This window comes from Streptomyces sp. NPDC101165 (genome assembly GCF_044768135.1).
In the GTDB taxonomy this organism is placed as follows: Bacteria; Actinomycetota; Actinomycetes; order Streptomycetales; family Streptomycetaceae; genus Streptomyces.
Map to the genome: position 1 here is coordinate 136,654 of NZ_JBIWPG010000006.1, position 20,064 is coordinate 156,717.

General features: G+C 70.1%; 19 protein-coding genes and 3 pseudogenes. 10 read left to right on the forward strand and 12 right to left on the reverse strand.

Translation table 11 applies throughout. The annotated features are described in order from the left end of the window. Window positions 1-63: 63 nt before the first annotated feature. Together ACIRVH_RS14360 and ACIRVH_RS14365 are read left to right on the forward strand one after the other, a co-directional pair. Window positions 64-1,710, forward strand: coding sequence for a hypothetical protein (locus tag ACIRVH_RS14360; RefSeq protein ID WP_403952321.1), 1,647 nt, complete (start codon window positions 64-66; stop codon window positions 1,708-1,710). Window positions 1,711-1,804: 94 nt separating this feature from the next. Further along, window positions 1,805-2,059: a DUF6458 family protein gene (locus ACIRVH_RS14365; protein ID WP_403952323.1), complete on the forward strand. Its 255-nt coding sequence runs from the start codon at window positions 1,805-1,807 to the stop codon at window positions 2,057-2,059. Between the two features lie 21 nt (window positions 2,060-2,080). Here ACIRVH_RS14365 and ACIRVH_RS14370 read toward each other — a convergent pair. Beyond that, window positions 2,081-2,548 (reverse strand): annotated as a pseudogene (locus ACIRVH_RS14370) (alkyl hydroperoxide reductase); the annotation flags it as partial. Between ACIRVH_RS14370 and ACIRVH_RS14375 the strand changes: the two are divergent. After that, window positions 2,534-2,703: pseudogene (locus ACIRVH_RS14375) on the forward strand (DNA mismatch repair protein MutT); the annotation flags it as partial. The pseudogenes ACIRVH_RS14370 and ACIRVH_RS14375 overlap by 15 nt on opposite strands. A 169-nt stretch (window positions 2,704-2,872) precedes the next feature. Here ACIRVH_RS14375 and ACIRVH_RS14380 read toward each other — a convergent pair. From ACIRVH_RS14380 to ACIRVH_RS14390, 3 genes are all read right to left on the reverse strand, one after another. Further along, entirely contained in the window at window positions 2,873-4,423 is a 1,551-nt protein-coding gene (locus tag ACIRVH_RS14380) for a recombinase family protein (protein ID WP_403952324.1), read from the reverse strand. 159 nt (window positions 4,424-4,582) lie between these two features. After that, on the reverse strand, window positions 4,583-5,434 hold the full coding sequence (locus ACIRVH_RS14385) for a calcium-binding protein (RefSeq protein ID WP_403952326.1): 852 nt from the start codon (window positions 5,432-5,434) through the stop codon (window positions 4,583-4,585). Window positions 5,435-5,582: 148 nt separating this feature from the next. Then, window positions 5,583-5,969: a cupin domain-containing protein gene (locus ACIRVH_RS14390; protein WP_403952328.1), complete on the reverse strand. Its 387-nt coding sequence runs from the start codon at window positions 5,967-5,969 to the stop codon at window positions 5,583-5,585. Window positions 5,970-6,020: 51 nt separating this feature from the next. On the opposite strand from ACIRVH_RS14390, the gene ACIRVH_RS14395 reads away from it, so the two are divergent. Next, window positions 6,021-7,118: a GlxA family transcriptional regulator gene (locus ACIRVH_RS14395; protein ID WP_403952331.1), complete on the forward strand. Its 1,098-nt coding sequence runs from the start codon at window positions 6,021-6,023 to the stop codon at window positions 7,116-7,118. After that, window positions 7,115-7,609 carry an LURP-one-related/scramblase family protein gene (locus tag ACIRVH_RS14400; protein ID WP_403952334.1) on the forward strand — a complete coding sequence of 165 codons (495 nt, stop codon included), beginning with the start codon at window positions 7,115-7,117 and terminating at the stop codon, window positions 7,607-7,609. Before ACIRVH_RS14395 ends, ACIRVH_RS14400 begins: the two co-directional genes overlap by 4 nt. Before the next feature lie 193 nt (window positions 7,610-7,802). On the opposite strand, the gene ACIRVH_RS14405 is transcribed toward ACIRVH_RS14400, so the two are convergent. Continuing rightward, window positions 7,803-8,621 (reverse strand): carbon-nitrogen family hydrolase, encoded by an 819-nt coding sequence (locus tag ACIRVH_RS14405; RefSeq protein ID WP_403952336.1) that lies wholly within the window; start codon window positions 8,619-8,621, stop codon window positions 7,803-7,805. A 218-nt stretch (window positions 8,622-8,839) separates the two neighbouring features. On the opposite strand from ACIRVH_RS14405, the gene ACIRVH_RS14410 reads away from it, so the two are divergent. Continuing rightward, the gene (locus ACIRVH_RS14410) at window positions 8,840-9,664 is read left to right on the forward strand and encodes a maleylpyruvate isomerase family mycothiol-dependent enzyme (protein WP_403952339.1); all 825 of its coding nucleotides are present in this window, start codon (window positions 8,840-8,842) and stop codon (window positions 9,662-9,664) included. Window positions 9,665-9,941: 277 nt separating this feature from the next. On the opposite strand, the gene ACIRVH_RS14415 is transcribed toward ACIRVH_RS14410, so the two are convergent. Together ACIRVH_RS14415 and ACIRVH_RS14420 are read right to left on the reverse strand one after the other, a co-directional pair. Then, window positions 9,942-11,237, reverse strand: coding sequence for a nitrate/nitrite transporter (locus ACIRVH_RS14415; RefSeq protein WP_403952341.1), 1,296 nt, complete (start codon window positions 11,235-11,237; stop codon window positions 9,942-9,944). Continuing rightward, on the reverse strand, window positions 11,234-11,884 hold the full coding sequence (locus tag ACIRVH_RS14420; RefSeq protein WP_403952343.1) for a GntR family transcriptional regulator: 651 nt from the start codon (window positions 11,882-11,884) through the stop codon (window positions 11,234-11,236). Before ACIRVH_RS14420 ends, ACIRVH_RS14415 begins: the two co-directional genes overlap by 4 nt. Window positions 11,885-12,072: 188 nt before the next feature. Here ACIRVH_RS14420 and ACIRVH_RS14425 point away from each other — a divergent pair, with 188 nt between their 5' ends. From ACIRVH_RS14425 to ACIRVH_RS14435, 3 genes are all read left to right on the forward strand, one after another. Beyond that, complete coding sequence (locus ACIRVH_RS14425; protein WP_403952346.1) at window positions 12,073-12,975, forward strand: D-alanyl-D-alanine carboxypeptidase family protein; 903 nt, start codon at window positions 12,073-12,075, stop codon at window positions 12,973-12,975. Window positions 12,976-13,060: 85 nt separating this feature from the next. Continuing rightward, complete coding sequence (locus ACIRVH_RS14430; RefSeq protein ID WP_403952348.1) at window positions 13,061-13,603, forward strand: RNA polymerase sigma factor; 543 nt, start codon at window positions 13,061-13,063, stop codon at window positions 13,601-13,603. Beyond that, the gene (locus tag ACIRVH_RS14435) at window positions 13,600-14,052 is read left to right on the forward strand and encodes a hypothetical protein (RefSeq protein ID WP_403952350.1); all 453 of its coding nucleotides are present in this window, start codon (window positions 13,600-13,602) and stop codon (window positions 14,050-14,052) included. The genes ACIRVH_RS14430 and ACIRVH_RS14435 overlap by 4 nt, the downstream gene beginning before the upstream one ends. Here ACIRVH_RS14435 and ACIRVH_RS14440 read toward each other — a convergent pair. From ACIRVH_RS14440 to ACIRVH_RS14450, 3 genes and pseudogenes are all read right to left on the reverse strand, one after another. Then, window positions 14,049-14,948 carry an alpha/beta fold hydrolase gene (locus ACIRVH_RS14440; protein ID WP_403952353.1) on the reverse strand — a complete coding sequence of 300 codons (900 nt, stop codon included), beginning with the start codon at window positions 14,946-14,948 and terminating at the stop codon, window positions 14,049-14,051. The two genes, ACIRVH_RS14435 and ACIRVH_RS14440, sit on opposite strands and share 4 nt — an antisense overlap. A 144-nt stretch (window positions 14,949-15,092) precedes the next feature. Next, complete coding sequence (locus tag ACIRVH_RS14445) at window positions 15,093-15,842, reverse strand: hypothetical protein (RefSeq protein WP_403952356.1); 750 nt, start codon at window positions 15,840-15,842, stop codon at window positions 15,093-15,095. A gap of 388 nt (window positions 15,843-16,230) precedes the next feature. Then, window positions 16,231-16,455 (reverse strand): annotated as a pseudogene (locus tag ACIRVH_RS14450) (murein biosynthesis integral membrane protein MurJ); the annotation flags it as partial. Window positions 16,456-16,606: 151 nt separating this feature from the next. Here ACIRVH_RS14450 and ACIRVH_RS14455 point away from each other — a divergent pair. Next, window positions 16,607-17,572, forward strand: coding sequence for a Bro-N domain-containing protein (locus ACIRVH_RS14455; protein ID WP_403952358.1), 966 nt, complete (start codon window positions 16,607-16,609; stop codon window positions 17,570-17,572). 72 nt (window positions 17,573-17,644) lie between these two features. Here ACIRVH_RS14455 and ACIRVH_RS14460 read toward each other — a convergent pair whose 3' ends face one another. Together ACIRVH_RS14460 and ACIRVH_RS14465 are read right to left on the reverse strand one after the other, a co-directional pair. Then, on the reverse strand, window positions 17,645-19,066 hold the full coding sequence (locus tag ACIRVH_RS14460) for a dihydrolipoamide acetyltransferase family protein (RefSeq protein WP_403952360.1): 1,422 nt from the start codon (window positions 19,064-19,066) through the stop codon (window positions 17,645-17,647). An 11-nt stretch (window positions 19,067-19,077) separates the two neighbouring features. Beyond that, complete coding sequence (locus tag ACIRVH_RS14465; RefSeq protein WP_403952362.1) at window positions 19,078-20,064, reverse strand: alpha-ketoacid dehydrogenase subunit beta; 987 nt, start codon at window positions 20,062-20,064, stop codon at window positions 19,078-19,080.

The window sequence follows — 20,064 nt, forward strand, 5'->3', positions numbered from 1 at the left end:
GCAGCGTACGATGCGCTTCATTCTTCAACGATCTGCGTATCCGGTCTCGTGGGGGGACTACACGTGCGAAAGAGATCCCTGGCGCTCGCCTGCGCCTCCGTCGCTGCCGGCCTGCTGCTCGGGCCGGTGCCGGCCGCGCACGCGGCGGTGGCGCCGGTGCTGTACTGGGCGGGCAGCGGCGAGAGCCCGGCCTCCGGCCTGGTGTCACTGTCCGCCTCGTCCGACAGCGCCATCACGTCCATCACGGCCCATCTGTACGCGCCGGACTCCGCCGCCGACGCCCCGGAGGTCGCCGAGGTCAGTGACTTCACCCTGACCTCCGGCACCGACCAGCAGGGCACCTGGCAGACCTCCAGCCCGCTGCGCATGGCCGACCTCGGCACCTACCGTGTCGTGGTCGACCTGACCGACGCCGACGGGGACACCTCGTCGACCGAGGACAAGTGGGGCTACGACTACTGGCTCCGGGCGAACCTGACCGGCTACCAGGTCACCCCCGATCACCCGGACTACGAGCACCAGGACGTCTCCGTCTCCGGCCGCTACACGGTCACCGACCCGCGCACCGGCGAGACGACCGTGCCCGACGGCCAGGTGACCGTCGCCACCGGCAACACGGGCGAGCAGCAGAAGGTCCCGCTGGACGCCGACGGCCGCTTCTCCCTGACGTACCGGCAGACCTACGAGTACGGCGGCACCGTCAGCCCGTGGCTGTACCTGGCACAGCCGGAGCCCATGTACCAGGGCAGCAACTCCGACAACGTGAGCGTCACACCCGTCCGGTCCGACACCCGGGTCACCCTCGACGCCGCCGAACTGGACGTCAAGGAAGGGAAGGCTGCGACCGTCTCCGGCACGGCCGAGGTGTACGTCGGCGGTGTCTGGAAGCCGCTCGCCGGGGCCGACGTCGACGAGGTGTGGCAGAGCGACATCGGCAGCGCGGGTGCTCACCCCGTCACGGGCGCCGACGGCCGCTTCTCCGGGCAGCTGACCATGTCGAGCACCGGCTCCGTCGAGGTAGAGGTCCGCAGCGGCACCTATGTGAAGACGAGCCCGCTGCAGAAGGTCAAGGTCTACGTCGCCGAGAAGACGTCCCTGACCAACTTCACGGCGAGCCTGAACAAGTACTCCGAGCTGACCGCCAAGGGCATGCTGCACACCGGCTCCAGCGTCCCCGCATACATGGACAACAAGGTCGAGCTGCAGTACTCGGCCGACGGGAAGACCGGCTGGAAGACGGTGAAGACCGTCGTCCCGGGCAGCTCCGACCCCGAGTCCGGCGCGCCGTTCAAGGGCACGTTCGACGCGCCCTACAAGGGCTACTACCGGGCGCACTTCAAGGGCAGCCGCAACTGGCAGGAGTCGTACAGCTCCGTCGTGTACGCCAAGCGCACCCCGACCCGGATCACCGGCGGCAACGCCTCGCCCGAGCCGGTCCACAAGGGCCGCACCATCACCTACAAGGGCAAGCTGCAGTACTACGGCTCGGGCGCCTGGAAGGCCTACGGCGGCCAGAAGGTGAAGATCCTCTTCCGCCCCAAGGGCTCCTCCAGCTGGTACGACATGGGCAACGCCACCACCCGCTCCGACGGCACGTTCAGCAAGGGCTCCACGGCGTCGAAGGACGGCACCTGGGTCGCGGTGCTGCTGTACCCGAACAGCACGCACCTGGTGAGTTCCGGATACGAGGACTACGTGGACGTGGTCTGAGCCGCTGTCAACAGCCGCCCCGGGCATGACCGGGGCGGCACCGGGTACCCGGAAGGCTCCGCAGATTCCGGACCGGAAGGGGAGGCGACGACTCATGGGCCTCGGCGGATGCATCATCCTCATCGCCGTGGGAGCCATCCTCACGTTCGCGACCGACTGGCACATGCAGGGAGTCGACCTCAACATCGTCGGCCTCATCCTGATGGCCGTCGGGCTCATCGGCACCGCCACGTTCAGCGGCATCGCACGGCGCCGACGGATCGTGGTGCCGTCGACACCGGTGGTCGAGGAGGAACCCCACCACCACCATCACCGCGGCGACGGCTACAGCGACGGGTACGGCGTGTGAGCTTCCCCGGTCACCGCTCGGCTACGGCCTGTCCGTCCCGGGCAGAACGAGCGGCAGCCGGTCCGCCCCGCCCTCGGTGAGGCGGACCGGCACGCCCCAGTCCTGCTGGTGGACGTGGCAGGCCGGGTACTCGACGGACGGATCGTCGTCGCAGGACGCCGCCACGGCGGAGACGTGCAGGACACCTTCCGTGACGGCCGGGCTGAACTCCAGGGTGCGGGACAGGTCCGTGCCGGTGCCCTCACCCGTCAGGAGCAGCGCGGGCGGGGTCGAAGAGACCAGGAGCCGGGTCGAGGGGCTGGATCGGGTGTCGAGCTTCTGGCCCGACGGGACCTGGAAGACGACGTCCAACCGGATTTCGCCGGGGGCGACTTCGGTGGCCGCACGCCGGGTGCGAGGGGCGGCCGCCGCCACCCGTACCACCTCCTCCGGCAGCCGCAGCCGGGTCGGACGGTGCCGGGCCGACTCCACGACCACGTCTGCTTCACCGCCCGTGTCGTGGGGGGACCCCGACCATCTCGGAGGAGAGCACGGAACTCCGCTTCGTGGGCCCTGAAGAACTCGACTCCCTGCCCATGCACCACACACAGCGCCTGCGCATGACCCACTTCCTTGAGCGCCGACCCACTCCGTACCGAGGGTGATCTTCCGGTCTCCGATCCCGGCACGGCGTGAGCCGTCCCCCTAACGAGACTGCGCCCAATGAACGGACATCGTGCTGGGATCGGGACCGCAGGGCACGAGCCGCCTGAACTTCGCGGCACTTCGTCACCGCTGTTCTGCCGATGGCTTCGGCAGTTGGCCCGGACAAGCTCACTTGGCCGTGTCCGCAGCTGCCGACGTCGCCCAGTGGATCTGGATGCGCTGCTCAGGGATGATCCTTTGACCCCGAACTCCCTTGCTCACCTCTACTCGGTCGATGGCGAGAGACAACCGACCGCGCCTGTCATCGTTCGTTGCTTCCTTCCATGCCTCTCGCAAGGTGACGACGTCGAGCATCGGAGAGACGTCCACTGACGGTGTGGGGAGCTTGAGGAGCTCTCTGCGCAGGCCGTCGATGCGCATCCCGAGCCACCCTGTGAGCCGGTCGTAACGCTCAACGGCCGCAGCGCCCTTGAACTCACCGCGCACATAGCGTGCGTCTTCAAGGTCCGCCAAGCGGGCTTCCTCATCCTGGATTTCGGCGTTGAGAGCATCACGTTTGGCGAATGTCTCCGGATCAATCCGGTGGACCCAGCGGTCAGCGATCGTGACAAGGAGTGGGTCATCCGGTTCGAGCGCCGGAAGCTTGGTGAGGAATCGCTCGGTCACATAGCTGTCCACGGCATCAGCCAGCGCCGAGGCTCCGACGCATTGATTGCCCGCGCGACGCGCCATGCATTGGTAGCTCAGACCCACTCGGTGCATACGGCGTCCGCAGTCAGCGACCCCGCAGAAGATCAGGCCCGTGAGCAGCGCTGTGCCCTCCGGCCTCGGTCGTCGTTTACCCGCGTGCACGAACGTCCGCGACTCGAGCTGCCGGACGATCTGGTCCCGCTCACCAAGGGTGATGATCCCCTCCCCGATCTCCACGGTGTTCAAGGTCTCCGGGTCCCGGTACGGGAAGACCCTGCCCGTGTACTTTCGCTCACCGTCGTCCGACTCCACGGTCTCGGTTTCCGGCATAAGGCCGGCGAAGGCAGGTGAGCGGAGAAGCTGCATGATGCTTGCCGCGTTCCATTGCCCTCCGCGCGGAGAGAGGATCTCGTACTCGTTGAGCAAGCGAGCGATCTTTACCAGTGACGTACCGGTCAGCGCTTCATCCGCGATCAAGCGTGCGTAGACGGCGTGTTCGGGGTCATGGACGAGCTTCTTGGTCTTCGAGTCGATGAGCAACCCGTACGGGGGTTGCCCGCCGATCCACTGGCCCTTGCTGCGCAGGTACCGCTTCGCGTGTCCGACCCGGGTGCCGAGGTTCTTGGACTCCGAACAGGCAAGTTCGGCGAGCATCGCGACAACCATGCGCGCCGAGTCATTTGAGGTGTCCAGCCCGTCGACAACCGAGACGAGACGTCCCCCGGCCTTCTCAATGTCATCCAGCACCTTGCCGACCAGGCCGATGCCCTTGCGGGACAATCGGTCCAGCTTCCAGACGATCAACGTGCCGACGACACCGGCTGTGACTGCAGCAAGTGCAGCATCGAAGCCCTTGCGTTCAACGGTCTTGTAGCCGGAGCGCCCTCTGTCCATGTGGACCTTGCGGACGGTCAGTCCGCTGCGTTCGGCCCAGGTACGGCAGTCGGCTTCCTGGCGTTCGATTGCGGTCTTGCCGTCGCGATCGAGGGACAGGCGTAGGTACAGATCACAGATCGTGTCTTGGTGCACACACTCAGTGTGGTGAAGAGTTCGGTGCCCTGTTGTCTATTTCTAGAAAGTCCAGGACGACGATGCGTCCGCGCAAGTCGGCCAGGGTGTACTGCTTGTCGCCCGTGTTCAACCAGCCCCGCACCCCGCCGCCCCTCAGCCCCTCGGGTCCGCAGCCCCTCAGTCCTGGCGGATCACGTCCGTGCCGGGGCCGCCGGAGAGCGTGTCGCGGCCGGGGCCGCCGTACAGCTTGTCGTTCCCGCTGTTGCCGTAGAGCTTGTCGTTGCCGCCGTTGCCGTACAGGACGTCGTTGCCCTTGCCGCCGTACAGCGTGTCGGCGCCCGATCCGCCGGAGATCCTGTCGTTGCCGTCGTCGCCGGACAGGTACTGGCCGTGGGCGCCGCCGCGCAGCACGTCGTCACCCTTGCCGCCCTGCGCGATGACGAGGTCGCCGTCGGCCCGGACGGTGTCGTCGCCGTCACCGCCGAAGGCCAGCGCCGTCGCCCCCACCGTGAGCGTGTCGTCGCCCGCGCCGCCCGAGACGTCGCTGCCGTCGAGGCGTCCGGTGTCGGTGATCCTGTCGTTTCCGGCGCCCAGGGAGATCCGGGCGAAGTAGTACACCTGGTCGGTTGCGTTGTCGTAGGCGACCGTGTCGTCGCGGTCGCCGAGATCCATCGTCAGGGCGGCGTACGGGTCCTGGCTCTCCTCGGTGGTGACCGTGCAGGAGACCTTCGTGCGGTCCGCGCTGTCGGGGTGGGCGCAGCCGTGGCCCGCGGTGATCGGGACGACGTCGTCGATGACGTAGGTGATGCCCGCACCGCCGCCGGTGAGCGACGCGGTGACCGTGGCCTTGTTGGTCTGGCCGGCGGCGGCCTTGTAGGCGAGCTGCCAGCCGTACTGGTTGACCGCGGCGGTGGCCGGAGCCGTCGCGGCCCCCGCGCTGCCGGCCAGGGTGAGCGGTACGGCCAGTGCCGTGCCGAGGGTCAGGGTGACGGCTCGTACGACCCGGCGGCGGGCGGGACGAGAGGACATGGGCGGACCTCCGGAAGGAACGTGCGGAGCCTGTGCGACTTGTGCAACGTCCGACTCGGCGCCCATCGGCTTGGTTGGGCAACTTCCTTGCAGGAACTGGAAGTTCACCTGCGCGACACCTCTCGTCCCGCCGGATTCCGGTGCCGGGTCAGGTGAGCGCGTGGCCGGTGGTCGCGTCCACGTGGTCCGGCACCTCGTCGTGCCGGTCGCCCACCGAGAAGGTGCCGGTGGGCTCGAAGACCAGCATCTCGGTGGGCACCGGCGCGTACGGCTTGTGCCAGGTGCCGCGCGGGACGGTGAACACCGAGCCCTCGAAAAGGACGACCGTGCGCTCGCCGGCCGGCTCCCTGAGGGAGATGTGCAGTTCGCCGTCGAGGACCAGGAAGAACTCGTCGGTGTCGTCGTGCACGTGCCAGACGTGCTCGCCCTCGACCTTGGCGACGCGGACGTCGTAGTCGTTGACCGCGGTGACGATGCGCGGGCTCCACTGCTCGGAGAAGGAGGCGAGGGCCGCCTGAAGGGAGATCGGTTCCATGCGTTCATCGTCCGGGGGGCCGGGCCGGCCGACGAGTGCTAGAAATCGCACATGTCGCAAGAATCCTCGCACCGCGTCGTTCTCGTCGTCGACGAGAACTCCAACCCGTTCGAGATGAGCTGCGCCATCGAGGTCTTCGGGCTGCCCAGGCCCGAACTGGGGCGGAAGCTGTACGACTTCCGGCTGTGCGCCGCCGAGCCGCACACCCGCATGCGGGACGGTTTCTTCACGCTGACCGGGGTCGCCGGACTGGAGGCCGCCGCCGAGGCCGACACACTGATCGTGCCGAACCGGCCCGACACCGAGGTCCCGCGCGCGGAGCGCGTCCTGGACGTCGTACGCCGGGCACACGCGCGTGGCGCCCGGCTGGTCGGCTTCTGCTCGGGCGCGTTCACGATCGCCGAGGCGGGGCTGCTGGACGGGCGCCGGGCGGCCTGCCACTGGATGTGGGAGCAGTCCTTCCGGGCCCGTTTCCCCGAGGTGCGTCTGGAGCCGGACGTCCTCTTCGTGGACGACGGCGACATCCTCACGGCGTCGGGCAGCGCGTCGGCGCTCGACCTGGCCCTGCACGTCGTACGGCGCGACCACGGCGCCGAGATCGCCAACCACGTCTCCCGCCGCCTCGTCTTCGGCCCGCACCGGGACGGCGGCCAGCGGCAGTTCGTGGAACGCCCGCTGCCCCCGGTCCCCGACGAGTCGCTCGGCCCGCTGCTGGCCTGGGCGCAGGAACGGCTGGGCGAGCCGCTGACGGTGGCGGACCTGGCCGCCCGCGCGGCCGTCTCCCCCGCGACCCTGCACCGCCGCTTCCGCGCCCAGCTGGGTACGACCCCGCTGGCCTGGCTCACACGGGAGCGGGTCGCGCTCGCCTGCCGGCTGATCGAGCGGGGAGAGGAGCGCCTGGACGTCGTGGCGGCCCGCAGCGGCCTGGGCACGGCGGCCAACCTGCGGGCGCGGCTGCGCCGCGAGACGGGGCTGAGCCCGTCGGACTACCGCAGGCGGTTCGGACCGGAGCCCGTCGCTCCTCCGCCCGGCCCCTCTTCCTCCGGCTCCTCTTCCTCCGGCCCCGTTCGCCGCGGGTCTGTGCCCCCCGGTTCCCTTCCCTCGGGTTCCGTGATGATCCCGCCGGGCCGGGGAACGGTACCCGCATGAGACTCCTCGTACGCGACCGGCTCCTCGGCGTCGGTGACGACTACTGGATCGAGGACGAGCACGGCCAGAAGGTCTTCCTCGTCGACGGCAAGGCCATGCGGCTGCGGGACACCTTCGAGCTGAAGGACGCCCACGGGCGCGTCCTGATCGACATCCACCAGAAGATGTTCGCCCTGCGCGACACCATGGTGATCGAACGGGACGGCGAGGGCCTGGCCACCATCAAGCGCAAACGGCTGTCCCTGCTGCGCAACCACTACCGGGTCGCGCTCGTGGACGGCACCGAGCTGGACGTCAGCGGCAAGATCCTCGACCACGAGTTCGCCATCGAGTACGACGGCGAACTCCTCGCGGTGATCTCCCGCCGCCGGCTGCACCTCAGGGACACGTACGGCGTCGACATCGTGCGCGACGACGCGGACCCGGCCCTGCTGATCGCGGTGGCGGTGTGCGTGATCCATCTGGCGCAGCGGGAGCGGGAGGACGACTAGGGCCTGTCTGACAATTCCCGTCGTCCGCCCGGAGGGCGGGACCCGCGGCGTCTGGTGCGTGCGATCGCAAGGCGCCGGAGCGCCCTCGTGGCGGAGCCACGTGGGCGGTTCGGCAACGCGGCGAGCGTGCGTGCCAGACGCCGCGGGGCAGGCGGGAATTGTCAGACAGGCCCTAGGGCTCCGCCCCGGCTGTTCAGCGGCGCGGCGGTTCCAGGCCCAGCATCCGGTCCTTCAGGGCCGGGAACTGTTCGCGGGTCGCCGTCACCTTCGCCGGGTCGAAGTCGACCGTGAGGATCTCCTCGCCGGCGCCCGCCTCGGCGAGCACCTCGCCCCAGGGATCCACCACGATCGAGTGACCCGCCTGGGGAACTCCGGCATGCGTCCCGGCCGTTCCACACGCGAGCACGAACGCCTGGTTCTCCACCGCCCGCGCCTGGGCCAGCAGCGTCCAGTGCGCGCGTCGCCGCTCGGGCCAGCCCGCCGGGATCACCAGCGTCTCGGCGCCGGCGTCGACGAGGGAGCGGAAGAGTTCGGGGAAACGGAGGTCGTAGCAGGTGGCCACGCCGAGGGTGGTCCCGGGCAGCCGGACCGTCACCAGGTCACGCCCGGCGCTCATCAGCACGGCCTCGCCCTGGTCGAAGCCGAAGCGATGGATCTTGCGGTAGGCCGCGGCCAGCTCGCCGGAGGGGGAGAAGACGAGAGAGGTGTTGTAGAGGGGGCCGTCACCCGCGGCGGAGCCGCGGTCGGATGCGGTCCGTTCCGGGATGGAGCCGGCGTGCAGCCACACGCCCGCGTCACTCGCCGCCTTGGCCATCACCTCGTACGTCGGCCCTTCGAGCGGCTCGGCCTCCGGGCCGAACTCCTCGTAGGCGAAGGCGCCGGTGGTCCACAACTCGGGCAGAACGACCAGGTCGGACCCGGCCTGCTCGCGGACCAGCGAGGCCACCCGCTGCCGCCGTTCGGCAACCGATTCGTCCTCGTCTACGGCAATCTGGATCAGCGAGGCGCGCACACTACCACCGCCCTGGCATTCGAGTCGTCCACACGGGCCTACGATCGTCACACGAAAGCACTGCCGGGGTGCCTCACAGCAGCGTAACTTGGGGGTCCCCCCGGTTCGAGCGAAGCCGAGAATTGGGGGAGTCTCAAGACACCCGCCGAGTGCAGCCACCTCCCACTGGCAACGCCGCCACAACCACCCGAGTACCAACCGCCGAGGGGTCCCGTTCCGTGAGTCTGCATCCCACCCTCCAGCCCTACGCCGACGCCTGGACCCACTCCATCGACGCGATATCCGAGTTGGTCGGCACGCTCCCGGAGGGCGAGTGGAACCGGCGGACGCCCTGCCCGGGCTGGTCCGTCCGTGACGTGGTCTCGCACGTCATCGGCCTGGACTGCGAAATGCTCGGCGACCCGCGTCCCATCCACACCCTCCCCCGTGACCTCTACCACGTCACCAACGAGCACCAGCGCTACATGGAGATGCAGGTCGACGTCCGCCGTCACCACACGGCGCCGGAGATGACGGCCGAGCTGGAGTACACGGTCATCCGCCGCAACCGCCAGCTGCGCAACGAGTCCCGCGACCCCGGCACCAAGGTGCGCGGCCCGCTGGGCACCGAGGTCACCCTCGAACAGGCGATGCGCACCCGCGCCTTCGACCTGTGGGTCCACGAGCAGGACCTGCGCGCGGCCCTCGGCCGCCCCGGCAACCTCGACTCGCCGGGCGCGCACATCACCCGCGACGTCCTGCTGTCCGCGCTTCCCAAGGTGGTCGCCAAGGACGCGAACGCGCCGCGCAGTTCGGCCATCGTCTTCGACGTGCACGGCCCGATCGAGTTCCTGCGCACCATCCGCGTGGACATCCAGGGCCGCGGCACCCTGGAGACGGCCCCCGCCCTGGGCCCCGCCGCCACGTTCACCCTCGACTGGGAGACGTACGTCCACCTGGCCTGCGGCCGCGTGACCCAGGAGGCGGTCGCGGACCGGTTGAAGACGGAGGGCGACCCGGACCTGACGGCGGCGATCCTGCGCAACTTCACGGTGACGCCGTAGGCCTGCCGGCGGCCGGACGCCGCGGCCGGGCCGGGTCGATGCTCCGCGTGCTCCGAGCGGCACCGGGCGCCCGCGGGCTCGGCCTCGGCGTCGGGCACCTGGCGAGGGGCCGGCGGAACTCCGCGGCGCGGGGCCCCTCGGACCGCGCGGAGCCCGCCGTCGACGAAGGATCCTCGACCGACCGCACGACGGACAGCCGCCGGCGGCGAACACCCCCACCGGTTGCTCAGCCTCTCTGCCGACCGGAAACGGGCGGTGCGCGGGCGGGAGAACGCACTCACGCGGGCACGTGCACCGTCTCCACCCGGCTCGCCACCAACCGCTCCCGCTCCCGCCGGGCCGCCCGCCCCCGCAGCCGCAGAATCTGACTCACTCCCACCGCCTGCAGCACGAACACGACGGAGAAGGCCACCGAGTAGTCGTCCCCGGTCGCGTCCAACAGCACCCCGACCGCGAACAGCGTCGTCATGGAGGCGACGAATCCACCCATGTTGGTGATTCCCGACGCCGTCCCCTGTCGCTCGGGCGGGTTGGCCGGCCGCGCGAAGTCGAACCCCAGCATCGACGCCGGCCCACACGCTCCGAGCACCGCGCAGAGCACCACCAGCAGCCACATGGGCGCACGCTCACCGGGCCAGAGAAGGGTCAGCGCCCACAGTGCCGCCGTCGCCCCGACCGTGCCCAGCGCCAGCGGCAGCCGGGCGGCGTGGTGCCGGGCGACGATCTGGCCGTAGACCAGACCGATCACCATGTTGCACAGGACGACGAGCGTCAGCAGCTCACCGGCCGTGGCCCGGGACAGCCCCTGCGCCTGGACCAGGAACGGCAGCCCCCACAGCAGCAGGAACACCATCGCCGGGAACTGGGTCGTGAAGTGCACCCACAGCCCCAGCCGGGTCCCGGGTTCCCGCCAGGCCGCGGCGATCTGCCGGCGGACGTAGGCCGCACCCTGGTGCGGGACCGGCTCCGGCTCGTGCCCCTCCGGGTGGTCCTTCAGGAACAGCAGCGTCAGGACGAGCACGACCACTCCGGCCAGCGCACTGCCCGCGAACGCCGGGGTCCAGCCGAGGCCGTGCAGCAGCCGGGCCAGCACCAGGGTCGAGACCAGGTTGCCCGCCATGCCGACCAGGCCCGCGAGCTGCGCGACCAGCGGCCCGCGCCGGGCCGGGAACCAGCGGGTGCCGAGCCGCAGCACGCTGATGAAGGTCATCGCGTCACCGCACCCGAGCAGCGCCCGCGAGGCGAGCGCCGTGCCGTAGGAGGGCGAGAAGGCGAAGCCGAGCTGACCCGCCGTGAACAGCACTGTGCCGATGCCGAGCACCTTCTTGGTGCCGAGCCGGTCGACGAGCAGGCCCACCGGTATCTGCATGCCGGCGTAGACCAGCAGCTGGAGGATCGAGAAGGTCGAGAGGGCGGAGGCGCCCACGTGGAAGCGGTCGGCCGCGTCCAGCCCGGCGACACCCAGCGACGTACGGAAGATGACGGCGACGAAGTAGACCGAGACACCGATGGACCACACCGCGACGGCGCGGCGGCCACCCGGGGGGTCACCCGGCAGGGTGGCGTTGCTCATCGGACCTCACCCCGCGCGAGGTGCGAGAACCAGCTCACATGCCGGTGCACGACCCCGACGGCCGCCTCCGCGTCCCCGGAGCGCAGCGCCTCGAGGATCTCCTCGTGCTCGGCGAGCGTCTTGGCGATCCGGTCGGGGTGCGAGTGCATGACCGCGACGCCCATCCTGAGCTGCCGGTCGCGCAGCTGGTCGTAGAGCCGGGACAGGATCTCGTTGCCGCCGCTGCGCACGATCTCGGCGTGGAAGCAGCGGTCGGTCTTCGCGGCTGCGGCCAGGTCACCGGCCGCGGCCTGCGTCCTCTGCTGCTCCAGCAGCTCCGCCAGCCGCTCCAGCAGCACCGGCGGGGCGGGTACGGCCTTGCGGGCCGCGTGCTCCTCCACCAGCAGCCGGGTCTCCACCACGTCGGCGATCTCCTGCGCGGAGACCGGCAGGACCAGGGCGCCCTTCTTCGGGTACAGCCTGATCAGGCCCTCCACCTCCAGCCTGAGCAGCGCCTCCCGTACAGGTGTGCGCGAGACCCCCACGGCCTCGGCCAGTTCCCCCTCGGTGAGCAGCGTCCCGCCCTCGTAGCGGCGGTCCAGGACGCCCTGCTTCACATGGCTGTAGACACGGTCGGCGGCGGGTGGTTGCTTCGTGGGCGTGGCCATGCCCACAGGATAGATACAACACGTACGCATGGGTGGGCTCGTCCATCATGCGGACGTGACGCACATCTCTCCCAGCGACTGCACAACCATCTGTGCTACTTACGTGTCACACACGTGCGGCCTTGCTCCCTTGCCACCTCAACTCGGCCGCACTTCTGGGGCATTTAAGACAATCGGGGTATATCACTTTGATTACCGGAATTAAGAGCATCCGCGTCCGCAGAGCCGCCGCCGTCGCCGTCACGGCCGGCGCAGTGCTCGCCACCGGAGCTCTCACCGCGGCTCCCGCACAGGCCGTGACGACGCCCACCATCACCGCCAAGAGCGGGTTCCTGATGAACAGCGCCACCGGCACGACTCTCTTCAAGAAGTACGAGAACACCCACCGGCTCACCGCCTCCACGACGAAGATCATGACCGCGAAGGTCGTGCTCTCGCAGTCGAACCTGAACCTGGACACCAAGGTCACGATCAAGAAGGCTGTCAGCGACTACATGGTCGACAAGGGCTACCCCTCGTCGGCCCACCTGATCGTCGGCGACAAGGTCACGGTCCGTCAGTTGCTGTACGGGATGATGCTGCCGTCCGGCTGCGACGCGGCGATGGCCCTCGCCGACAAGTTCGGCTCCGGTACGTCGGTCAGCGCGCGCGTGAAGTCGTTCATCTCGAAGATGAACACGACGGCCAAGAACCTCGGCATGACGAACACGCACTTCGACTCGTTCGACGGCCTCAGCAACGGCTCCAACTACTCCTCGGCGAAGGACCTGACGCTGCTCGCCCGCAGCGCGATGAAGAGCACCACGTTCAAGACCGTCGTGAAGACCAAGTCGTACACGGCGAAGACGATCGCGAGCTCCGGCGCCACGCGCACGATGGGCACGTGGACCAACACCAACACCCTGCTCGGCTGGAACGGCGTGCTTGGCATCAAGACTGGATCGGGCACCGAAGCCCACTACTGCCTCGTCTTCGCCGCCACGCTGAACGGCAAGTCGGTCATGGGCGCCGTCCTGACCGCACCCTCAGCGACCGATCGCACGTCGGACGTCAAGAAGCTCGTCAACTACGGCTACGCCAGGATCAGCTGACGCCACCCGGGGTACGGGGCCCGTCGCACGGAACCACGGATGCGGCGGGCCCTTCGCATGCCCGGGGCACTAGGGTGACCCCGACATGGACATGCAAGGGGGCAGTTCCGAGCCGTGGGAGACGGCCGCCGTGCTCGTCCGGGCCGCGCAGGGCGGGGACGCCCTGGCCATGGACGAACTGCTGACGCTGGTGACGCCGTACGTGACCCGGCTGTGCCGCCCGATCGCGCCGGACGACGTGCCCGACGCCGTACAGGAGTCGCTGGTCGCGGTCTTCAAGGGCCTGCGCGGCCTGCGCGACCCGCTGGCCCTCTACGGCTGGGTGCGCACGGTCGCCGTCCGCGAGGCGGTCCGGGTCGCCCGGCGCACCGCGGTCGAGGAACCGGCCGACCCCGCCGACCTGTCCCGGCTCGGCGGACTGCGCACCGGCACCGACGGCGAGCTGCCCGCCGACGTCCGGGACGTGCTCGGCCGCCTGCCGGTCCGGCACCGCGCGGTCCTGGTCCTGCGCGAGCTGGAGGGCCTGGACGAGGCCGCCGTGGCCGAACTGCTCGGGGTCCCCACGGGCACCGTCAAGTCCCGGCTGCACCGGGCCCGTTCCGCGTTCCGGAAGGCGTGGTCGCGATGAACACCGATCCCGTACGGCGCCTGCGCGTCCTGGCCGCCGGTCTGCATGCCGGCCTGTACAGCGAGGAGCACCTCGCGCTCCCCTACGAGCAGGTCTGGGCGGTCGCCTCCGACCTCTCGGCCGAACTGCCCCATCTGGTCCCTTTCCTGAGAGAGTTCCGCGTCCCACCGGGCGACACGGACCGCAAGCCGGCCCTGGCCGTGGGCCGCTCGGGCCTGCGCGAGGCCTTCGAGGTACGCCTCGCCCCCGGCTGGTGCCTGATGCAGTCCCGTCTGATCGTGGGCGGCATGGCGGCCGTACCGGAGGGCGCCGGAACACGCTTCGCGGTCCTCGGCGCCACCCGCCCCACCGCCCTGCGCCCGGTCCAGTGGCTCTACGGCCGGACGCTCGGCGAGCCGCGCGGGCGGGCGTTCGTCCACCGGCTCACCGAGCGGGCGGCACTGCGCTAGCGCGGCACGGCGAACAGTTCCCCGATCCCCTCGACGACCGCCGCCGGCCGCTCCTGCGGCAGGAAGTGCCCGGCCCCCGGCACCAGCCGCACGGTCAGCTCGTCGGCGTACGGCTCCGACCCCGCGAGCAGTGCCGGCGGGAACACGACGTCCCGCTCCCCGCCCAGCAGCAGCGTGGGCACGGTCAGCCGGTGCCGGCGCCAGGTGCCGCGGACCAGCGCGGGAATGTCGTGCAGCACGTACTGCCAGAACAGCGACTGTCCGGCGTCCGCGCTCGCAGCGGTCGCCGCCGCGTACTCGGCGAGGTCGGCGTCCGTCCACACGGCCGGGTCGGCCACCTGGTGACGCAGCAGGAAGCGGGTGAAGCCGGGCCAGCGCCGCAGCACGGCCCGCCCGAGCACCGGGTACTCGACGAACGCGGTGTACCACATCCGCCACAGGTTGGGCAGGACCGCCCGGTGCCGGGGCCAGGGGTGGGGCATGTTGAGCGCCAGGTATCCCGTGAACCGCTCCGGCGCCCGCAGACACAGCCGGAACCCCAGGTACGCGCCCCAGTCGTGCCCCACCAGCCCGACCCGCTCCAGCCCGAGCGCGTCCAGCAGCGCGAGGGCGTCCTCGGCCAGGGCGTCCATGTCGTAGCCACGCGGGGTGGGTTCGGACCAGCCGAAGCCGCGCAAGTCCGGGCAGATCAGCCGGTACCCGTCCGGAAGCAGGGCGGCGACCTTGTGCCAGGCGTACCAGTGCTGCGGGAAGCCGTGCAGCATCAGCAGCGGAGTGCCGGTGCCGCCGTACTCGGCGAGGTGCAGCCGGGTGCGACGGACCTCCAGCCGGCGGTGCTCGGCGCGTATGTCCTCCGGCATCGGCCGGTCGGACACAACCACGGTGTGCGGTGCCATCCATGACCCCTCTCGGGCCGGTGCGGCCCCCCGTCGGGTCCGCGTCGCCGGGTCAGGAGTAGGGGTGGGTGCGAAAGGTTCCCTCCATTTTCTCTTCTCGTCTCTCTTTCTCGTCCTTTCTCACCAGAACCGGGGCGGGCTCTCTCACGGGAGCTGGTCGTAGGTCCTGAAGGTGTAGGAGGCGTCGTAGGACATCAGGTTGTGGTCGGCCGCCGGCAGGCCGAGCCGTCGGTCGAGGGACGGGGTGAGCGGCCCGCAGTGCTCGGCTGCCGGAGCGGTGAAGGTGTCGTCGTACGCCGAGAACTCGATCACCGGCGGATCCTGGGAGACCCACTTGGAGGGGCCCGAGCGCTTCAGCTGGAAATCGACGGGCGCGCTCGCGCCGATGGTGCAGCCGTGCGGCAGCAGCGGGCCTGCGAGCCGGAAGCGGAGGCTGAACCGGCCGGTGTAGAAGTCGGACCGGCCACCGTACTCCGGCTGTATCGCCATCCCCAGGGCCGGCGCGTGATCGCCTGCGGGGGTGCCGGTCAGCCCGCCCGGCACGGCGGTCGGCGCGCTGTGCATCGCTCCCCACACCTGCCCGTTGCTGCCGTCCGGCAGGGGACCCTCGGCGTGCGTCATGGTGATCGGGGCCAGGTCCACCGTGACCTTGCCGATGGTCAACCGCGGGGCGGCGGTGTGCACTTCGCATCTCCAGCGGGCCGGTTCGACACCGTCGGGCAAAGCGGGGCAGTCGCTGAAGTCGGTCGCGGACGGGGCGGTGGAACGAGGCGCGGAGTAGGCGACACCCGACGCGCACACCGCTGCGGTACCGGCGAGGACGGCGGCGCCCGCGACGGCGGCGACACGGCGGGCGGTGGCGGAAGTCGGGCGAACAGCAGGGGATTTCGTCATGCAACCAGCGTGCCGCCACCGTCACTCGACCACCATCCGTGACATCCCCGGCCCGACCCGGAGTCGCCCCTGATAGGCCGTCAGGGTCCTGGCCAAGGCCTCCCACGAGACGCGCTCCTTCGCAACCCGGGACAGAAGACAGCTCAGCCGAGTCCCGGAATCCTCCGGAGTTCGGTGACGCGCAGCAGACGGCCGAGGACGAGGTACGTCACGGCCAGGGCGAGGGTGCCGGCGGTCGTGGTGAGGGCCGTCACCACCGTACCGCTGCCGCCCAGCACCGCCGCGCAGCCCCGCGCCACCGCCCAGCCCACCGCGGCGGCCGCGGCACCCGCGCCCAGCAGCCTGGCGTACGTGCCGCGCAGTGTGCCGTCGTCCAGGCGGCCTCCGGTCCTGCGGGCAGGATGTACAGGCTGGTCGGCAGGGTGTTCGCCGTGTTGTACGTGCTCGCCAGCAGACCGTTGCCGAGCGCCGCGCCCTGCAGCACCTGCCGGATCAGCCCGGTCGCCCGCGACACGACGGTGGCCCCGGCCATCATCACCGAGGACAGCCCACCCTTCTCCGCCCCGGTCCGCCTCTTCGCATGCCGCGCCGTACTCTTTGCCCCCGTCACCATGCGGTCAACTTACGGCAGTTGGGATCAACCTCGCTCAACAGCGGTCTGCGCCAGTGGAATCGGTGATCTTCCCTCGCAATGGTGAACATCCAGGTTGCAGTTGGCATATTCGAATTCCTCCGCCCTACCTTCCGCAGCGGAGGTGGTTCACATGAACGAACCCAACAAGCAGGCGAAGCCCGTCGGCCGGCACGAAGCCATCGACATCAGCGACTTCGTGTACGCGGCCACCGGAGCCCGGGTACGACGGCTGACCATGCCGGACGGAGCGCATTGGTTTCCGGCGGTGGACGTCTGCAGGGAACTCGGACACACCAACTCGAGGAAGGCTCTCGCCGACCATGTCCCGGAAGAGCACCGAGAGATTCTCGAGACCGTAACTGGAGGTTACAGTCTCAGCATTCCCGCAGGTCGGGAGTGGCGCCGAGACATGAATCTCATCAGTCTCCAGGGCCTGATCCTCCTCGTCCAGTCCTGCACGAAGGCCGCCTGCGCCCCTTTCAAGCAGTGGGTCGCCGAGGTCATCGAGACCGTGCAGCGAGAGGGTTCCTACGCTCTCGAAGAGGCCGAGGTGCAGCCCGCCGAACCGGGCGCGCCCATCGCGTACGCCATGCCGGAACAGGTCGCGGAGGCCATCGTCCGGCTTGAGGCGCACAACCTTCAGCTGGACGAGGAGCTTGCGAACGGGCAGCGCGAATCGATCGAGCTGCACAAGGAGATGCTGGCCGTCCAGCGGGAGACGCTGGCGACGCAGAAGGCCACACTCGCGGTGCAACAGGCCATGGTCCGGGCGATGGAACGCATCGCGGACCGGTTCGACGCCCTGACCCTCGCCCGCGCCGCCCCCACCGGTCACCCCACCACGGAGACCGTGCTGGCCAACTGGCGGCAACGGCTGTCCGTGACGGAGGACGTGTGGACGGTTGCTGTGGTGATCGCCCCGGTTCTCGTCGAGAACGGTGAGCTGCGCGAGCCGCTCGAATCGATCGCAGCCCGTACGGGTCTGTCGGTGCGCCGCGTCAACGAATGCCTCCGCCTGCTGCGCAAGCACGCCTGCATCTGTTCGCGGGGCGCGGCTGAGAACGGCGCGCCGGTGTATGTGCTGAACCAGCCCTGAGAGAGGGGGCGGCCGCAAGACAAAGTTGCGGCCGCCCCCTTCAGGCCTCAGAGGCTACAGGGCCGAGGACCCTCAGGCCCAGGTGATCAACCGCTTCGGCTGTTCCAGGATGGCCGCCACGTCGGCGAGCACCTTGGAGCCGAGTTCGCCGTCGACCAGGCGGTGGTCGAAGCTGAGTGCCAGGGTGGTGACCTGGCGCGGCTTGACCTTGCCCTTGTGGACCCACGGCTGGAGCTTGATCGCACCGACCGCGAGGATCGCGGACTCGCCGGGGTTGAGGATCGGTGTGCCGGTGTCGACGCCGAAGACGCCGACGTTGGTGATGGTCACCGTGCCGCCCTGCATCGCCGCGGGGGACGTCTTGCCCTCGCGGGCCGTCGCCACCAGCTCGCCCAGGGACTCGGCCAGTTGCGGGAGCGTCTTGGCGTGGGCGTCCTTGATGTTCGGGACGATCAGACCGCGGGGGGTGGCCGCCGCGATGCCCAGGTTCACGTAGTGCTTGAGCACGATCTCCTGGTGGGGCTCGTCCCAGGACGCGTTGATGTCCGGGTTGCGCTTGATGGCGACCAGCAGGGCCTTGGCGATCAGGAGCAGCGGGTTCACCCGCAGTCCCTGGAACTCCTTGTCCTGCTTGAGTTCCTCGACCAGCTTCATCGTGCGGGTCACGTCCACCGTCACGAACTCCGTGACGTGCGGCGCCGTGAACGCGGAGCCGATCATGGCCTGCGCCGTCGCCTTGCGGACGCCCTTGACCGGGATGCGGGTCTCGCGGGCGCCGTCGTACGCCACGGCGGGAGCGGTCGCGGCCGGCACGGCGGGAGCGGCCACGGCGGGGGCGGTGACCGGGGCTGCCACGGCCGGCTCGGCGGCCTTGGGGGTCGCCGCGGCGTGGACGTCCTCGCGGGTGATCACGCCGTCCGGGCCGGACGGAGTGATCGTGGCGAGGTCGACGCCGAGGTCCTTCGCCAGCTTGCGCACCGGCGGCTTGGCCAGCGGGCGGGCCTGGGCGGGGACGGCGGCGCCGTGCCCGTTCAGCTCGGTCTGGAGGGCCTGGGCCGCGGCCGGGACCGTGACCTCAGGGCCCTTGCGCGGGCGGCGCTTGGTGGAGGTGGTCGCCACGCCGTAGCCGACCAGGACCGGCTGGCGGCCCTCCGGCTTGGGCTCCTCCGCCTTGGGCTGTTCGGCCTTGGGCTCCGCCTTCGGCTGCTCGGCGGGAGCCTCCGCCGGTGCGCCGCCGGCCACGTCCACCGCGATGATGGCCGTGCCCACGTCCACCGTGGTGCCCTCGGGGAAGTGCAGCGAGCGGACCACGCCGTCGTAGGGGATGGGGAGTTCGACGGCCGCCTTGGCGGTCTCGACCTCGCACACCACCTGGCCGTCGGTGACCGTGTCACCCGGCTGGACGTACCACTTGAGGATCTCGGCCTCGGTGAGTCCCTCGCCCACGTCGGGCATCTTGAACTCGCGTACGGAAGCTTCCGTCATCGTCGTCACGAACCCTCTCCTCAGTACGCCAGGGCACGGTCGACGGCGTCGAGCACCCGGTCCAGACCCGGCAGGTACTCCTCCTCCAGGCGCGCCGGCGGGTACGGGGCGTGGTAGCCGCCGACCCGGAGCACCGGGGCCTCCAGGTGGTAGAAGCATCGCTCCGTGATCCGGGCGGCGATCTCCGCACCGGAGCCGAAGAACACCGGGGCCTCGTGCACGACGACCAGGCGGCGGGTCTTCTCGACCGAGGCCTGGATGGTGTCGAAGTCGAGGGGGCTGACCGAGCGCAGGTCCAGCACCTCCAGGGACTTGCCCTCCTCGGCGGCCGCGGCGGCGACCTCCTGGCACAGCTTCACCATCGGCCCGTAGGCGGCCAGGGTCAGGTCCGTGCCCTCACGGACGACCTGCGCCTTGTGCAGGGGGCCGGGGATCGCCTCGGTGCTGACCTCGCCCTTGTCCCAGTAGCGGCGCTTGGGCTCGAAGTAGATCACCGGGTCGTCGCTCTGGATGGCCTGCTGCATCATCCAGTACGCGTCGGACGCGTTGGAGGGGCTGACCACCTTCAGGCCCGCCACGTGCGCGAACAGCGCCTCGGGGGACTCGGAGTGGTGCTCGACCGCGCCGATGCCACCGCCGTAGGGGATGCGGATGACGACCGGCATCTTGACCTTGCCCAGCGCACGGGCGTGCATCTTCGCCAGCTGCGTGACGATCTGGTCGTAGGCCGGGAAGACGAAGCCGTCGAACTGGATCTCCACCACCGGGCGGTAGCCGCGCAGGGCCAGGCCGATCGCGGTGCCGACGATGCCCGACTCGGCGAGCGGGGTGTCGATGACGCGGCTCTCGCCGAAGTCCTTCTGCAGGCCGTCGGTGACCCGGAAGACACCGCCCAGCTTGCCGACGTCCTCGCCCATGACGAGGACCTTGGGGTCCGTCTCCAGTGCGCGGCGCAGCGACTCGTTGATCGCCTTGGCCAGCGCCATGGTCTTGGTCTCGGCTGCCAT

Excerpts from the sequence above, each read along its gene's own strand:
- ACIRVH_RS14365 (WP_403952323.1), top strand. The coding sequence starts at position 1,805 with ATGGGCCTCGGCGGATGCATCATCCTCATCGCCGTGGGAGCCATCCTC.
- ACIRVH_RS14385 (WP_403952326.1), bottom strand. The coding sequence starts at position 5,434 with ATGTCCTCTCGTCCCGCCCGCCGCCGGGTCGTACGAGCCGTCACCCTG.
- ACIRVH_RS14390 (WP_403952328.1), bottom strand. The coding sequence starts at position 5,969 with ATGGAACCGATCTCCCTTCAGGCGGCCCTCGCCTCCTTCTCCGAGCAG.
- ACIRVH_RS14395 (WP_403952331.1), top strand. The coding sequence starts at position 6,021 with ATGTCGCAAGAATCCTCGCACCGCGTCGTTCTCGTCGTCGACGAGAAC.
- ACIRVH_RS14400 (WP_403952334.1), top strand. The coding sequence starts at position 7,115 with ATGAGACTCCTCGTACGCGACCGGCTCCTCGGCGTCGGTGACGACTAC.
- ACIRVH_RS14415 (WP_403952341.1), bottom strand. The coding sequence starts at position 11,237 with ATGAGCAACGCCACCCTGCCGGGTGACCCCCCGGGTGGCCGCCGCGCC.
- ACIRVH_RS14420 (WP_403952343.1), bottom strand. The coding sequence starts at position 11,884 with ATGGCCACGCCCACGAAGCAACCACCCGCCGCCGACCGTGTCTACAGC.
- ACIRVH_RS14430 (WP_403952348.1), top strand. The coding sequence starts at position 13,061 with ATGGACATGCAAGGGGGCAGTTCCGAGCCGTGGGAGACGGCCGCCGTG.
- ACIRVH_RS14435 (WP_403952350.1), top strand. The coding sequence starts at position 13,600 with ATGAACACCGATCCCGTACGGCGCCTGCGCGTCCTGGCCGCCGGTCTG.
- ACIRVH_RS14440 (WP_403952353.1), bottom strand. The coding sequence starts at position 14,948 with ATGGCACCGCACACCGTGGTTGTGTCCGACCGGCCGATGCCGGAGGAC.
- ACIRVH_RS14445 (WP_403952356.1), bottom strand. The coding sequence starts at position 15,842 with ATGACGAAATCCCCTGCTGTTCGCCCGACTTCCGCCACCGCCCGCCGT.
- ACIRVH_RS14455 (WP_403952358.1), top strand. The coding sequence starts at position 16,607 with ATGAACGAACCCAACAAGCAGGCGAAGCCCGTCGGCCGGCACGAAGCC.
- ACIRVH_RS14465 (WP_403952362.1), bottom strand. The coding sequence starts at position 20,064 with ATGGCAGCCGAGACCAAGACCATGGCGCTGGCCAAGGCGATCAACGAG.